Here is a 14,697-nt window from a genome sequence, read left to right as displayed (position 1 = left end):
TCCAACCTAAAAAATACGAATCATTCCAATGCCGGTAAATATAGCGGCCATTATGCCAAGTAAAAGGATTGCTATTGTATCTTCATCCCATGCATTTGTTGGCACAAAGAGACGCTGACGTCTCAACAATGCAAGCCAAACAGTAACCATTAGCCAGTGAAGTCCATACCCAAACGCAGTAATGGTTGAAACCATAAAAGATGTGCCAGTAGGAATGGTAAATGTTGCGCTGGCAAGTACAATACAATTTACGGTAATAAGTTCAAGAAACTGCCCCATTTGTTCATATGCCGTCCGTGCAAATTTTCTCAGCATCACGCTTAATGTTTGCACAAATACGGCAATGGTTACAATAAATACCGTCAGATAGAAGATTTTTTCCAATCGTATTGACATGGATGAATATTTTGCCAAAAAATCGCTTCCCATTATCAACACCTTATTATATACCACCCAGTTTAAAGCAGTAGAAAGCGTCATAACGATAATGACGGCAATCCCCATTTTCCATGCCGCATCTATTTGCCGTGATTTATTTAGCAACGGGCATATACCTAAAAGTTTACTGAGTACTATACCATCAAAGAAAAGGGCATTTAGTAATATTGGCAAAAAAATAAGAAACTGAGTATGCAATGTCGGGCTTGTACGAATGTGCACAATGATACTTATAAACAAACATATGCCCAGCCCGATGGTAATTAACGTTTTTCGGGAAATTTCGAACTTTGAACGCGGGGCGGGAGCAGGGACTTCCCGGGTCTCAGCAGCAGCGCATTCACACGAAGTCGCTTCCTGATAGACAATCCTTGCCTTGAGCAAGAAAGGACGCATCAGGAGGCGAAATCCCGCCAATGCGAAAAATCCTCCCACGGGAGTTATCATCAACACAACGCGGGGAAACGCTTCCGGAAGTACGGAAAAGCCCATAATTGTGCCAAAACCTAACGGTTCCCGCAGAAAGGCAAGCAATACCAGCGCAAACGCATATCCCATACACGCCTTTAAAATCTTTTTCTGTGCTTCCCAGAATTGTAACGTTAAGCCTTCAGAAACTGCGGCAAGTACTAAACAATTCGTGGTAATAAGGTCGATGTACGCCCTGATACTAGCAGCCACCTCCGGCACAAACGCCTGGGCAAAGAGCGCAAAAATGGTCACAAACACCGACACAATAATCATTAAAAGCGAAATCTTGTGGTGTGTTCCCGCTATGGATATTAATCTTCGAAATGGATAAATTAAGGAAAAACTCCCCATTGCAACAAACAACACACCAAGTCCCATCGTCAGAGAATTTTCGAGTTTATTCGTTACCGCCAAAGCAGAACAGAACCCTAAACCGGCGCCTGCGGTTAAAATAAGATTGTCTCTTAAGAAAAATTTAGAAGTTTTTCGTATATGTCGCTTTAGTCCTACCATTTCTGTTCTCCGGATTTTCCCCAAAATTCCTGTACTGCGTCATTGATAAACACCTCAATACCTCTGCTCGTATTGGTAGCACCGGTTATAGCATCAAATTCATTATCACCCGTGGCTTTCCGCTCCTTAACCATCTTGATTTGCGGTTTTAATTTCATTCCAATAAATTGTTCTTTAAACATATCTTCCGTCATTCTTCCACCAAGTCCCGGAGTCTCGCTGTGATCCAATACTTCTATCCCTTTCAGCGTTTCCATGTCGGGTTTCAGGCAAATAAACAAAGACATGGCGCTTGATTTATTATATCCATATCCTATCCTTGACCAGATAAACCCTACCCCTTGCAATTCCCCGTCTTTTATGAATTTATATACCTTCCCCTCTTCTTCGCTTTTTGCCCCGGCAGCTTCGGTTTCTTCAACGGTTATCGAAGTATCAAATACTTCCCTTATATTATCTTTATCATACCCTTTGATAGTAAAACCCATGATGGTTTTTTCAGTTGTACGGTATGGAATTCCAAAGATATCAAGAACAGCACGTTTTTCCTTTATTTCATGATATGCGGCAATTTTCGGCGCTGTATAAAAATATACCAAAAACAATCCGGTACACGGAATAAACGCAATGAAAATGATCGAGAAAATACGGAGTATAAATGTCTTAAATTCTTCCATAAATTATGTCTTGCTAAAACTTTGTGGTAGTTAAATTAGTGGTTGTAAACTATTTTGCCGTTATCTTTTGTTATTTCAGGTGCGGTATCTTATTTTTACCATCAACGATTGAATGGGTATTGCAAGCAAATTCATAAGCAATATAGCATACATTGCCCCCTCAGACAGTGTGGTATAATTCCTTAGCAACACAGTAATAAATCCACACCCTATGCCATATATCCATTTCGCCTTCTGATTATAGGTTGCTGTAATAGGATCTGTAATCATATAAAAAGCGCCCAATACTAACCCTCCGCTCAGGAGCTGAAAAACAGGCGGGGCAACATTTTCCTTTGACAGGAGTGAAAACATACCTGAAAAGATAAACACGCTGCCAAAATAGGACACCGGCAATCGCCAGTTCGCAACCTTCATTTTTACAAGCCATATACCTGACAGTATAAGCGCCAAACGGCAAGTTTCTCCTAAAGAGCCATTCGCAGTGCCTATGAGCAGGGAAAGATAAGAAGTAATGGTGCCATCCGCCTTAAACTCGGAAAGAGGGGTAGCGTGTGTAATGGTATCAAGCCCATACCGCAAGGTATGAAGATCAGGTATGCCAGCAAAAGGCATCTGGTAGCCTGTCGCCAAAAGTGACGGGAAACATATTGTCAGGAACAAGCGGCTAAATAGCGCAGGATTCACCAAATTGTGCCCGACGCCTCCCAATATATTTCTGAAGATAATGGCCATTGCCGCGCCTAAACCTATCAGCCAGAGAGGCGCCTGTGGGGGCAGAATGGCGGGAACGAGCAGGCACGAAACAAACCCTCCCTCACTAATGTGATCTTCTTTGGCAATGATTGCCCATATCACATCAACAGCAAACACACCAACAACAAAAGAAACTAGCAGCTTAGAAATTACACACTGCCAGCCATAGAAATAAATACCAGGAAGTACCCATCCTATTGTCAACGCAATAAGCACAGCACCCATAAACTTTTTTGTGTCCATGTTATTTCGGATAAAGGGCTGTGTCTGCGCTGTATGTTTGGAACTGCGCAACAAACCGTCAAACGCTTCAAAAATTGCCCCAAAAAGGAAATTGACGGTTCCGTGGGTATGGATAAAGGTCTCTATCCTGTCAAGATTCTTATTAAGTGGCGGTTCGAATTTATTGAGTAATTTCTTCATGATTTTGTACATCCGGCGATTTACATTCCTTGATGATCCGCAACAATTCAATTTTAGAAGGGCATGCAAAACTGCACAGACCGCATTCAATGCATTTTTCTATATCGTAACTACGCACCTTCTGTTTTTCTCCTCTGTTATAGCCCTGGTAGTACAAAGCAGGTTCTAAATTAACAGGGCAAATATCATCGCAGAAGTTACAATACACGCAGGCTCGTAATTCCCCAAGCAAATTAGTGGTAAAATGCAGTCTGTCCGTGTTGATCATAGGAAACATCACCTTCTTATCCTGCGCCGCGAGGACAACTATGTCATTTACCGTCCAGTCAATTTTTTGAGCAAAATCTTTAATTTCCATTCCTCTTAACGGACCGTTTATAAACACACGATAAGGGGCGGTCTCCTTCACCCTGTTTTTTAGTATTTTTTCAAGGGTTGTTCCCAACTGCACATTGATAAACTCATTTTCCTTAAGGCCTGTGCCCGAAAGGGCAATAAAGCGGGAATTTACACTCTTATTAAGAATGCGGCTTTTATGGATTGCTAATGCCGTTTGTGCGTCGAAAACGAGAATACCCCGGGACAGCGTATCCTGCCCAAAGTTTATATCTTTGTTTAAGATGGCTTTGGATAATACCACAGGGTCATCGTAAGGATATTTCGCATCTATAACAAAAACTTCCAACCATTCGTTCATAGCCGCGTATTCTTTTGCTGCTGAAATATGTTCGGTTTCGTTATAGGAGATAACAACAGAGCATTTCGCTTCAGGGAAGAGGATAGTCTGTAGCTCTTTTATTTTATCGAGGAAAACCGTTGTTTTATGTCCCAATGTTACCCAATTAGGTAATGCCCATGGTTCCGTGGGGCATAGGGTAACAATGATTTGTTTCACCAATTGTTCCGATGGCAGGGTAAAATTGAATACTTCAGGGGGGGTGTCAGACGAAATTTCCTCAATAATATTACAAAAACGTATCTTGTAGGCGTCAAAAAGATTTACGCCACCCTTGAAAACCATATTTTGCTTTTTTCTGATCACTTTCTTACTTTTCAAATAAAATAGAAGCTCTTAGAAATTCCGTAAAAGTGTCCGGATAAAATATCAATCCGGACATCAGAAGTCAAGGCAATATTTAAGAACTAAATTATGCCGCCGATTGAACGAATGAAAACAAAATACATTATCATTCAGGTAAAATCCATTATTTGCTTATATCAATAATAAGCGGTATTTCTCCGCAATCAGGGAATTTATGGCACTTTACACATTCTGACCATATTTTTTGAGGGAGCTCCGCTTTTTCTATCCTGCAAAACCCGCATTTCTCAAAAAATTCCGGTGAATACGTAAGAACGAACATCTTGGCGATGCGGAGTTCCTTTGCCTCCTGCATACACGCCGATACGAGTTTTCGCCCTATCCCTCTCTGCTGGTGTGAACCCCGAACTGCCAATGATTTTATTTCCGCAAGGTCTTTCCAAAAAATATGCAAAGCGGCGCAACCAATTAATTGGGTATCCTCCATAAATACATAAAAATCCCTTATATTTTCGTAAAGCTCACTGAGTGAACGCGGCAACATTTCATCCTTTGACGCGAAACCGTTGATAAGCTTATATATCTTCTCTACCTCTTCTATTGTTGCTTTACGCAATATTAGTTTTTTTTCTTTGTTATCAGCCGAGGACATTGTATTTTCTCACCCTAAAATCTACGCCCAATTCCGTTGCAATTTTTCTACATTTCTCTATATCAATACCGGGAATTTCTACAACAGAGACCTGAACATTTGGAATAACCTTTTTCGCATCTTTAACGAACTGTATCATAGCAAAATAGGCCTTCTCGCCAAATACCGGTTTGCAGATCGCAGCATATTTTTCCGCAGTTTCCGCATTTAAACTGATGCAGATGGTATCAATAAGGCCTTTTAATTCATTCGCTATTGGCCTGCCATTGATAAGATCCCCATGGCCGTTTGTATCTAGCCGGATGCGTTTCCCTTTTGATTTTAAATCCGCAGCAACGGCTTTTAAAACTTCCAGCCGTTCGGTCGGTTCTCCATAACCACAAAATACCACTTCATCATATCTGCCAGGGTCTCCTATCGACTGCAGTACTTCTTCAATTGTCGGTTCCCGCTTTAAATGCAGATTATGCCCCTTCACAAAGGGATAGGTCGTCCTCATGCAAAATGAACACTCCATAGAGCATCGGTTCGTTAAATTTATGTAGAGAGAATTTCTGATAGCATAAGCTATTTTCCCCTCCAGGTCAGGCTCCCCTATGCCGAATAATGTGTACGCATTAAAAGAAGTAATGCGTGCAATATCTTCGGGGGAAAGCCCGTATATTTCAGCAAAAACGGGGATAACGAAGGATAAATACGACGGTTCATTACGCTCCCCTCTTTTAGGGTGAGGTGATAAAAAAGGACAATCTGTCTCCAAAAGAAGTCTTTCGACAGGAACAGTTTTGGCAATATCCCTCAAATTTTGCGCATTTTTAAAGGTAATAGGCCCGGCAAAAGACAAAAACAAGCCCAGATCCAGGCATGCCTTTGCCACTTCAGCCGTTCCGCTGAAACAATGAACAACCCCCTTTAATGCACCGTTTTTATATGCATTCAGAATTTTTAAACAGTCATCACTGGCTTCGCGGCAATGTATTATCACCGGAAGATTATGCTTTTGGGCAAGCGCAAGGTGTTTACCGAATAATACTTGTTGGTCTTCATGGGAACTCTTGTTACGGTAATAATCAAGACCCGTTTCCCCTACCGCAACTATTTTTGATTCACCAAACAACGACTCCAGTTCATGCCATGTTTGTTCTGAGACTTTTGAGGCCTCATGCGGATGGATTCCAACGCTTGCATAGATATTTTCAAAACGATGCGCTAATGCAATGCTCTTTTTACTCGTAGAAACGCTTGTTCCCACATTAATAATACTTCCAACGCCCGCCTCTCCGGCTCGCAATAAAACAGCGTCCAAATCTGTTTTATATTCCGGAAAATCAAGATGTGCGTGAGTATCAATAATCATCATATTTTTGTAAACGCATTTTTATAGAGTGTAATTGCAGGATGTTTTTTTGCAGGTGGGTAAAAAACAGAAACTACATCAAAACGCAAATCTATGCCCTCTACTTTTTTTTCAGCAATATAGCGGGAAGCCATCTTTATAATTTGCTTTTTTTTTGCTTCTGTTACGGCTAATTCAGGAGGTCCGTAACTATCGGATCCACGCGTTTTTACTTCTACAAAAACAATGTAACCGCGGTCATAGCAAATAATATCAATTTCTCCGGTCTTACGCCGGTAATTCCTCTGTAGTATCTTATATCCCTTTTTTTTCAGAAATTTCGCGGCGACAACTTCTCCCTTTTTACCGAGAGCTTTTTTGTGCGGTTGTACGTCACTGGTTTTTTTGAATATATTTTTGAAAGAAAAAAGGTGACATCTTAGTTTTTTGAAAAATCCTTCCATGGGTTAAACCCTATGCTTCACAGACTGGGCCAAATACGTAATTTTATACTATTCCTCGATATTCATTCCCTGCTTTTTAGGAAACAAGATCATTTGACCAGGTCTGTTCAGCATATGGAATACCTGTATATACTCACTCCACCCTTTTTTCTTTCAACCTGATACCCTTACTGGTTCTGTCCCTCATGTAATACAACTTTGCACGCCTTACTTTTCCTGATTTTTTTACCTTCACATCCAAAACCTTTGGGGAATGGATGGGGAAAACACGCTCTACGCCTTCTCCCTGAACAATGCGTCTTACGGTAAAGGTTTCTCGTATCCCTCCGCCATTTTTTGCGATTACCAATCCGCTAAATATCTGCGTACGTTCCTTTTCTCCTTCTTTGATTTTGATCGTAACGTCTACCTGATCACCAACAGAATATTTTGGTATTTCTGCTTTCATGTGTTCTTTTTCTATTACATCAATAACATTCATGGCCACACTCCTCATATTATTACAGGGTAAATATAATACTATTTCTTGTTTAATAAATCGGGCCTTTTTTCCCGTGTCCTTTTTTCAGCTAAAGATCTTTGCCATTCCTTTATTTTTTGATGATGACCCGAACGTAATATTTCCGGAACTTTCATGCCTCTGTATTCAGCAGGCCGGGTATATTGAGGATACTCCAATAACCCGTTATGAAAAGATTCTTCGGTTATTGAGTTCTTATCTCCCAAAACACCGGGTACCAGACGAACTACCGCGTCAATAACTACCATTGCCGATAGTTCTCCACCTGAAAGAATATAATCGCCGATGGACAACTCAAACACATCAAGGCCGGTCCTGATTCTTTCGTCAAACCCTTCATAGTGGCCGCATATCAACATAAGATACGCCTCTTTTGCCAATTCTTTAGCAATAGCTTGTGTAAAACAACGCCCTTGCGGCGTTAGTAAGATTTTTTTAGCAGATATGTTAGTTTGCCGCTCAATCGCTTCTACCGCATTGAAAACGGGTTCCGGCTTCATTACCATCCCAGGCCCCCCGCCATAGGGTCTGTCATCTACACAACGTTGATTTTCCGCATAGTCTCTGATATTGAAAATATTGTATTGTACAAGGGCCTTTTCTCTGGCGATTTTCAAGATACTATGCCCCAGTACGTTTTCAAAAATACCGGGAAACAATGTCAGAATATCAATGCGCATGTATTATTTTTTAAACGCAATACCAAGTTTTTTAAATATGCTGGCAACCGTTTCCGTTGGTTTTGCCCCAACGCTCAGCCAGTAATCAACTCTCTCTCTCTTCAGAGTCACCTGTTTTTCGTTATTTGATTCCATAGGATCATAAGTGCCTAAATTTTCAATAGCCATGCCATCCCGTTCCTCATGTGCATCAAACGCGCCAATTCGGTAAAAGGGCCTATTTTTACGTCCCATTCGCATCATCCTGATTCTTACTGCCATTTTTTCTCCTTTTAGATAAAATTACCGTATCATACCCTTGCCAAAGGGCATACCCCCGGGAAACATCCCCTTTTTCTTCAGCCCCTTCTCGTTTCCCTTAAAATGTTTCATTAGTTTTTTCATCGATTTAAATTGTTTAAGCAGTTGATTAACATCCTGAACGGTCGTCCCGCTGCCTTTGGCTACGCGCTGCCTTCTGCTTCCATTTATCATATCGGGGAGCAAACGTTCCTGAATCGTCATTGATTTGATAATCGCTTCAACCTTTTCTAATTGTTTTTCGTCAAAATTAAGTCCGTCCATCTTGTTCCCCAAACCGGGAATCATACCCATGATTTCTTTGATTGGGCCCATTTTTTTTATCTGCTGAAGCTGCGTGAGAAAATCTTCCAGGCTGAGCGTATCACTTTGTATCTTACGGCTAAGGTTCTGCGCTTCCTCAAAATCAATGGCCTGCTGTGCGCGCTCCACCAGTGAAACTACGTCGCCCATTCCCAGTATTCTGGAAGCCATCCTGTCCGGATGAAACTCCTCAAGACGGTCGAGTTTTTCGCCAATGCCAACGAACTTAATAGGTTTTCCCGTAACCGCCCTTATTGAAAGAGCCGCACCGCCCCGCGTATCACCATCAAGTTTAGATAAGATCACCCCGTCAAAACCTAATTGCTCATCAAATTCCCTGGCGCTATTTACCGCGTCCTGACCTGTCATTGCATCACAAACAAAATATATCTGATCGGGTGTGAGTGTATCTTTTATTTCCCGCAATTCAAGCATCAGTTCATTGTCAATGTGTAATCGCCCTGCAGTATCTAAAATGACCACATCATGTCCGTTTTCTTTTGCATATTTTATCGCTTCACTACATATCTTTATTGGTGGTAAATCTTTTTCAAAATATACCTGTATATCCAGTTGCCTGCCCAGCGTCTTTAATTGTTCAACAGCCGCCGGGCGTTGTATATCCGCTGCGGCAAGCAACGGCTTTTTTCCTTTCGAAAGCATCAGCCTGGCAAGTTTACCAGCCGTTGTTGTTTTACCGCTGCCTTGCAAACCCACCAACATCACAACCGTCTGCCCCCCTTCTCTGAAAGGAATAGAGGTATCAGACTCCCCCATCAATTTAATCAGTTCGTCGTGGACAATCTTGACCACCTGCTGGCCCGGCGCAACACTTTTAATTACCTCTTCACCCACAGAACGCTCGGTAACCTGCTTAATGAAGTTTTTTACTACTTTATAATTAACGTCCGCCTCAAGCAATGCCAGACGCACTTCGTGCAAACCGTCCTTAATATTTCCTTCGGTTAATCTTCCCTTCCCGCGGAATTTACCAAGAACACCTTCCAAACTATTTGTGATTGATTCAAACATAGTCGAACGATTTCAAAATAATACTTACCTTATTAAAACAGTGGCCATCCTAAAACCTAATTTAAATTTAAAAATATTTAAAAATAAATCTTTGACGTTTCCTTTTACCGCTTTACGTAATTACATAGTATAATTTTACTGATTCGCAATAGCAAGATAACAAAATAATACTATAAATTTTTCATTTTATAAAATAATACAAAATATTCAAATGAATTTTATGAATACCGTATAAGACAAAATGGAGTTTAGCTATGTAAGTATGGGTGTGCAGTACGTTTGATTTTACGGTTAAGTCGAATATTTCTATTGCACAAGATTTGTTGGTTTGCTAATATTTTCCGTTTGTGTTAATATATTTTGTATTATTTTTTTTATATTTGCAGGCGCTTTTTTATTGAGGAGATAACGTAGCAATGAAAAGCAGTATTCATCCAAATTATGTAGAGACAGTTGTAACATGTGGATGCGGGGAAACATTTAAAACCAGAGCCACAAAACCTAAAATAGCAGTAGATATATGCTCAAAATGCCACCCGTTTTATACGGGGAAACAAAGATTTATTGATAGTGCCGGCCAAATTGACCGCTTTAACAAACGATTGAAAAAGAGCAAAATAATTCAAGACCCGGGTACAACAAAATAATAGTGCTATTTGATGAATAATAACTTATTAAAAAGATTGGAAGATATGCAAAAACGGTATAACGAGCTGGAAAACTTGCTTGCCGACCCGCAGGCTGTCGCTGATTCCGGCCGTTATATGTCTCTCATGAAAGAGCACGGATGCCTTTCCAAAATAGTTCATAAATATGCCCAGTTGACAAAAACCTACACAAGAAAACAGGAGGCGGAAAACCTGTTATCTGACGGGGAATTTGCAGATATGGCACGCATGGAACTGGATGAACTGGAAGACCAGGAAAAGGCAATTATGGATGAAATCAAGGAATTATTTATTACCGAAGACAAAACCGCCAATAAAAACGTTATTGCTGAAATCAGGGCGGGAACCGGAGGAGAAGAGGCAGCCATTTTTGCGGCAGATCTGTTTCGCATGTATATTAAATATGCTGAAAGACAAAATTGGAAAACAGAGCTGTTTGATTACAACGAAACTGATTTAGGTGGTTTCAAAGAGGTCACCTTTTCCATAGAAGGTCGTAATGTTTACCAGAAATTACGTTTTGAAAGCGGCACACATCGTGTTCAGCGGGTACCGCAAACGGAAGCAAGCGGCAGGGTTCATACTTCAACAGCCACGGTAGCCATCCTTCCTGAAGTTGAAGAGGTAGAAATTGACATTAATCCGGCAGATATCCTGATAGAAACATTCCGTGCCTCCGGGCCAGGGGGACAAAAGGTAAATAAGACGAGTTCCGCCGTCAGGATTACCCATATCTCCACCGGTATTGTTGTAAAATGTCTCGATGAAAAATCACAGCATAAAAACAAGGCAAAAGCAATGCGCATACTACGAAGCCGCTTGTATGAATCGATTGAAGAAAAAAACCAGCTTGAACGGGATCAAGTAAGGAGAATTCAGATAGGAACCGGAGACCGTAGCGAAAAAATTCGCACGTATAATTATTCGCAAAACAGGGTCACCGATCACCGGATAAATTTTTCCGTGTATAATCTTGAACATGTCATGCTGGGATATTTGGACGAAATTATTGCTGCCCTTGCTAACCACTACCGGGAAGATCAATTAAGACAGTTAATCACAAGTACATAACCACGTTAAAATATCCCGGAAAATAAAGGGTTCCCTTTAATACCTTTTTTAATAACAATTTAGTTTTTTGAAAAATCCGTCCATGCGTTAACCCGTTCTTCCGCATGGGGAATAGCAGAGAGGTATTTTCTCACGTGAAACCTTCTTTTCCTTTTGTTTCAAATCCCAATGACAAAAGTACTAAAGGAGAAAACAAGACGCCCACAACCAAAAACACCGTCGGAAATATCATCCAATGGGCAACAAGGGAATTGCAACGTTCCGGCATTGATACTCCCTGTTTGGACGCAGAGGTTATACTGTCACATCTGCTGAACTGTGACCGCATACAATTCCATACACACCCCGACAAACCCGTACAACGCACAATAGCATCACGCTATAAAAAGGCCGTTCAGAAAAGAGCCAAAAGGGTACCGCTCCAATACATTACCAACCATGCAGAATTTATGTCCTTAGACTTTTATGTTGACGAAAGGGTACTTATACCGCGTCCGGAAACGGAATTACTCGTGGGAGCGGTTATTAAAAAGGCGAAATGTTTCAGCCATGAAAATGAAATTGTAATCATTGACATCGGAGTTGGAAGCGGGAATATTGCAATTTCCCTTGCAAAAAACATAAGCGCTGCGGGAATAATTGCAATAGACATTTCCCCTGAGGCGTTGGATGTCGCCAAAATGAACGCACTAAAACACCATGTGCAGAACAAAATTACGTTCCTCTGCGGCAATATATATGAACCCTTACAATCATGCGGCATTAAAACAAAGGCACATTTCATCGTATCAAACCCCCCCTATATAGCTTCCACTGAATTATCCGAGCTGCAACAGGAAGTAAGGGATTATGAACCGTACACCGCTCTTATCAGCGGCAATAGCGGTTTGGAAATGTTTGAACGTATCCTGGCAGAAACAAATTCGTGGCTAAGGCCGGCAGGTTTTCTCCTTTTGGAAGTAGCCGAAAAACAGGCGCGTCAGGTCATAAAAATAATAAAAAATACAAACATCTTTACATCAATACAGCGCATAAAAGATTACCAGAACATATCACGCATCATCATTGCACAAAGGGAGGACAACATTGGACAAGATCGTAATTGAAGGTGGACATCGTTTGGAAGGAAAAGTACGCATAAATGGCGCAAAAAATGCAGCATTACCTATTATGGCTGCATGTTTATTACTCCATGGCCCATCGCGTATAAAAGGAATACCCAATATTGTCGATATTCAGACGCAGATAAAAATATTGAAAAATCTTGGGGGAGAAATCCGGCACATCGAAGACGGTTCTCTTGAAATAATATTTAGGGATGGCGAGCATAAAGAAAAGATTACGGCGCCTTACGATTTGGTAAGAAAAATGAGGGCGTCCGTCTGTGTTCTGGGCCCACTACTCAGCAAACGTGGTAATGCAAAGGTTTCATATCCTGGAGGATGTGTTATCGGGCAACGTCCTATAGATTTACATTTGAAAGGACTTCAGGCACTGGGCGCTAAGATTGAAACGGATGAAGGATATGTAATCGCCTCAGCAGGCACACTGAAAGGCACACGTATTTCTTTAAAAGGGCAATACGGTACAACGGTACTAGGGACATGCAATGTCATGACCGCTGCTGTACTGGCAGAAGGCACAACGATAATTGAAGATGCGGCTTGCGAACCTGAAGTGCAGGATCTTGCTTATTTCCTTAACAAAGCCGGCGCTAAGATTTCCGGCATAGGAGGCAGCATACTCACCATTGAAGGCGTTAAGGAATTGCATGGTGTGGACTATGAAATCATACCTGACAGAATAGAGGCAGGAACATTTATGATTGCCGGGGCGATAACGAAAGGAGAAATTACGCTGGAGAATGTCAGGAACGATCACCTTGTCGCAACAATCGAAAAATTGCGCGAAATAGGCGTGGAAGTAACTGCAAATGGCAATACCGCCGTGGTGAAAAGCAATAATACCTACCGGCCCGCCAATATAACAACAATGCCATATCCAGGCCTGCCCACTGATATGCAGGCACAATTTATGGCCTTGCTTTGTACAATATCAGGGAAAAGTGTAATTGCCGAAAAAATATTCCCAGACAGATTTATCCACTCCGCGGAATTAAGAAGAATGGGGGCAGATATTCGGGTAGACGTCCCGTATGCCACAATAAACGGCTCCCCTTTTCTTTCGGGTACTCACGTCATGGTTTCTGACCTCCGTGCCGGCGCCGGGTTAGTGCTAGCAGGTCTTGTGGCAAAAGGCACAACCCACATCCACCGTATCTACCATTTGGATAGGGGATATGAACAGATAGAGAAACGTCTGTCTCAACTCGGCGCTCATATAACACGAGTAAGCGAATAAAATATTTTCTACTACTTTTTATCCATTACAATATTTTTAAACACGGTGGGAAGAAAAGATTGGAACGAGTTATGGTCTTTTTTTAAATTTTGCAAAAAATCGGGAATGATCCCTTCCTAATTTCCGAACAATCAAAAGAACCGATACAAATTCTTCAAGGATATAGACTTGACCCTTTGCCTTCTTCTTGTAGTGAAAAGTGTAGGTGATGTTAAACCATCTCATAAATTTACTGAGATTTGCAAGGGGTGTTTCTAAAAGCAGATGGAAATGATTATCCATGAGGACGTAACAATACAGGATGATATTATATGTTTTCAGCCCATCATTCAACAACTCAAGAAAGACGTCCTTATCGTGGTCATCCCTGAATATTGACTTCCGTTCGTTACCACGACAGGTTACATTGTATAAAGCATCTTCGTATTGTATTCGTAATAGTCTTGCCAGTACAGCATTATTGCATAAATAAATTCTTTGTAAATAATAAAGATTTGACCCCTCGTGCCATTTCATACTACCCTAGTTTTTCCGGAAACTTAAAACCGATATAAGTACCTGAACTAATTCCCATAAGCGCCAAAAGTTCTTTAGGAAATTCTGGCATTGTGAGGACATTCAGCACTGAAGAAATGAAAATAATCCCAAGGACAACTGTCCATGCGGCTATCTGAAACCGATAAAAACTAATCCCATTTGCATCACTAAGTATATCTGTGAAAAATCCTTCTGAGGGCACAGAATTTACCGTAGAATTAAGACTTTTAATCTCATTTGTAATTTGATTTAGCCGAACTGTTTTTTCTGACAATTCTTTTTTAAGATCACTTAGTTTCTTTGGCGGTGGATTTTTATTGATAGTATTAGTCCTTCTTCAAGCGTAATTTTTTAAGCCGAGAGAGGTAAGGTAGGTTGAAATGCCCGAATTTACTGGTTAAGATGGTGATATGTAAAAATTCCAATAACCAGAAAAAGGGGCATTTCAGATGA

General features: G+C 41.0%; 17 protein-coding genes. 4 read left to right on the top strand and 13 right to left on the bottom strand.

The genetic code is table 11. From position 1 onward, the window contains the following. Positions 1 to 6 precede the first annotated feature (6 nt). From ABJL82_RS14105 to ffh, 11 genes are all read right to left on the bottom strand, one after another. Positions 7 to 1,422, bottom strand: a complete 1,416-nt coding sequence (locus tag ABJL82_RS14105) for an Rnf-Nqr domain containing protein (RefSeq protein ID WP_347275337.1) — start codon at positions 1,420 to 1,422, stop codon at positions 7 to 9. Continuing rightward, the gene (locus ABJL82_RS14100; protein WP_347275336.1) at positions 1,416 to 2,099 is read right to left on the bottom strand and encodes an FMN-binding protein; all 684 of its coding nucleotides are present in this window, start codon (positions 2,097 to 2,099) and stop codon (positions 1,416 to 1,418) included. Before ABJL82_RS14100 ends, ABJL82_RS14105 begins: the two co-directional genes overlap by 7 nt. A gap of 75 nt (positions 2,100 to 2,174) precedes the next feature. Further along, on the bottom strand, positions 2,175 to 3,278 hold the full coding sequence (locus ABJL82_RS14095; RefSeq protein ID WP_347275335.1) for an RnfABCDGE type electron transport complex subunit D: 1,104 nt from the start codon (positions 3,276 to 3,278) through the stop codon (positions 2,175 to 2,177). Then, positions 3,259 to 4,299 carry a 4Fe-4S dicluster domain-containing protein gene (locus ABJL82_RS14090; protein WP_347275334.1) on the bottom strand — a complete coding sequence of 347 codons (1,041 nt, stop codon included), beginning with the start codon at positions 4,297 to 4,299 and terminating at the stop codon, positions 3,259 to 3,261. Before ABJL82_RS14090 ends, ABJL82_RS14095 begins: the two co-directional genes overlap by 20 nt. A gap of 184 nt (positions 4,300 to 4,483) precedes the next feature. Continuing rightward, positions 4,484 to 4,939, bottom strand: coding sequence for an N-acetyltransferase (locus tag ABJL82_RS14085; RefSeq protein ID WP_347275357.1), 456 nt, complete (start codon positions 4,937 to 4,939; stop codon positions 4,484 to 4,486). A gap of 19 nt (positions 4,940 to 4,958) precedes the next feature. Further along, complete coding sequence (locus ABJL82_RS14080; RefSeq protein WP_347275333.1) at positions 4,959 to 6,332, bottom strand: TatD family hydrolase; 1,374 nt, start codon at positions 6,330 to 6,332, stop codon at positions 4,959 to 4,961. Then, positions 6,329 to 6,772, bottom strand: coding sequence for a YraN family protein (locus ABJL82_RS14075; protein WP_347275332.1), 444 nt, complete (start codon positions 6,770 to 6,772; stop codon positions 6,329 to 6,331). The genes ABJL82_RS14080 and ABJL82_RS14075 overlap by 4 nt, the downstream gene beginning before the upstream one ends. 133 nt (positions 6,773 to 6,905) lie before the next feature. After that, entirely contained in the window at positions 6,906 to 7,253 is a 348-nt protein-coding gene (gene rplS / locus ABJL82_RS14070; RefSeq protein ID WP_347275331.1) for a 50S ribosomal protein L19, read from the bottom strand. Between the two features lie 38 nt (positions 7,254 to 7,291). Then, positions 7,292 to 7,972: a tRNA (guanosine(37)-N1)-methyltransferase TrmD gene (gene trmD, locus ABJL82_RS14065; RefSeq protein WP_347275330.1), complete on the bottom strand. Its 681-nt coding sequence runs from the start codon at positions 7,970 to 7,972 to the stop codon at positions 7,292 to 7,294. Positions 7,973 to 7,975: 3 nt separating this feature from the next. Next, positions 7,976 to 8,233, bottom strand: a complete 258-nt coding sequence (gene rpsP, locus ABJL82_RS14060) for a 30S ribosomal protein S16 (protein WP_295101927.1) — start codon at positions 8,231 to 8,233, stop codon at positions 7,976 to 7,978. 21 nt (positions 8,234 to 8,254) lie between these two features. Next, a complete protein-coding gene (gene ffh, locus ABJL82_RS14055) occupies positions 8,255 to 9,607 on the bottom strand; it encodes a signal recognition particle protein (RefSeq protein ID WP_347275329.1) in 1,353 nt (450 codons plus the stop codon). Positions 9,608 to 10,023: 416 nt separating this feature from the next. On the opposite strand from ffh, the gene rpmE reads away from it, so the two are divergent. The 4 genes from rpmE (at position 10,024) to murA (ending at position 13,707) form a co-directional block, all read left to right on the top strand. After that, positions 10,024 to 10,254 carry a 50S ribosomal protein L31 gene (rpmE, locus tag ABJL82_RS14050; RefSeq protein WP_347275328.1) on the top strand — a complete coding sequence of 77 codons (231 nt, stop codon included), beginning with the start codon at positions 10,024 to 10,026 and terminating at the stop codon, positions 10,252 to 10,254. A gap of 9 nt (positions 10,255 to 10,263) precedes the next feature. Then, positions 10,264 to 11,346 carry a peptide chain release factor 1 gene (prfA, locus tag ABJL82_RS14045; protein ID WP_347275327.1) on the top strand — a complete coding sequence of 361 codons (1,083 nt, stop codon included), beginning with the start codon at positions 10,264 to 10,266 and terminating at the stop codon, positions 11,344 to 11,346. A 134-nt stretch (positions 11,347 to 11,480) separates the two neighbouring features. Then, entirely contained in the window at positions 11,481 to 12,452 is a 972-nt protein-coding gene (gene prmC, locus ABJL82_RS14040) for a peptide chain release factor N(5)-glutamine methyltransferase (protein ID WP_347275326.1), read from the top strand. Next, on the top strand, positions 12,433 to 13,707 hold the full coding sequence (gene murA, locus ABJL82_RS14035; RefSeq protein WP_347275325.1) for a UDP-N-acetylglucosamine 1-carboxyvinyltransferase: 1,275 nt from the start codon (positions 12,433 to 12,435) through the stop codon (positions 13,705 to 13,707). Before prmC ends, murA begins: the two co-directional genes overlap by 20 nt. 69 nt (positions 13,708 to 13,776) lie before the next feature. Here murA and ABJL82_RS14030 read toward each other — a convergent pair whose 3' ends face one another. Both ABJL82_RS14030 and ABJL82_RS14025 read right to left on the bottom strand, forming a co-directional pair. Beyond that, entirely contained in the window at positions 13,777 to 14,223 is a 447-nt protein-coding gene (locus ABJL82_RS14030) for a transposase (protein WP_347275324.1), read from the bottom strand. A gap of 1 nt (position 14,224) precedes the next feature. Next, complete coding sequence (locus tag ABJL82_RS14025; RefSeq protein WP_347275323.1) at positions 14,225 to 14,518, bottom strand: hypothetical protein; 294 nt, start codon at positions 14,516 to 14,518, stop codon at positions 14,225 to 14,227. Between the last annotated feature and the right edge of the window lie 179 nt (positions 14,519 to 14,697).

Source organism: Candidatus Kuenenia sp. (assembly GCF_039794105.1).
Lineage (GTDB): Bacteria > Planctomycetota > Brocadiia > Brocadiales > Brocadiaceae > Kuenenia.
Note: the sequence above shows the minus strand (reverse complement) of the source record. Positions and strands in the feature narration are given on the sequence as shown.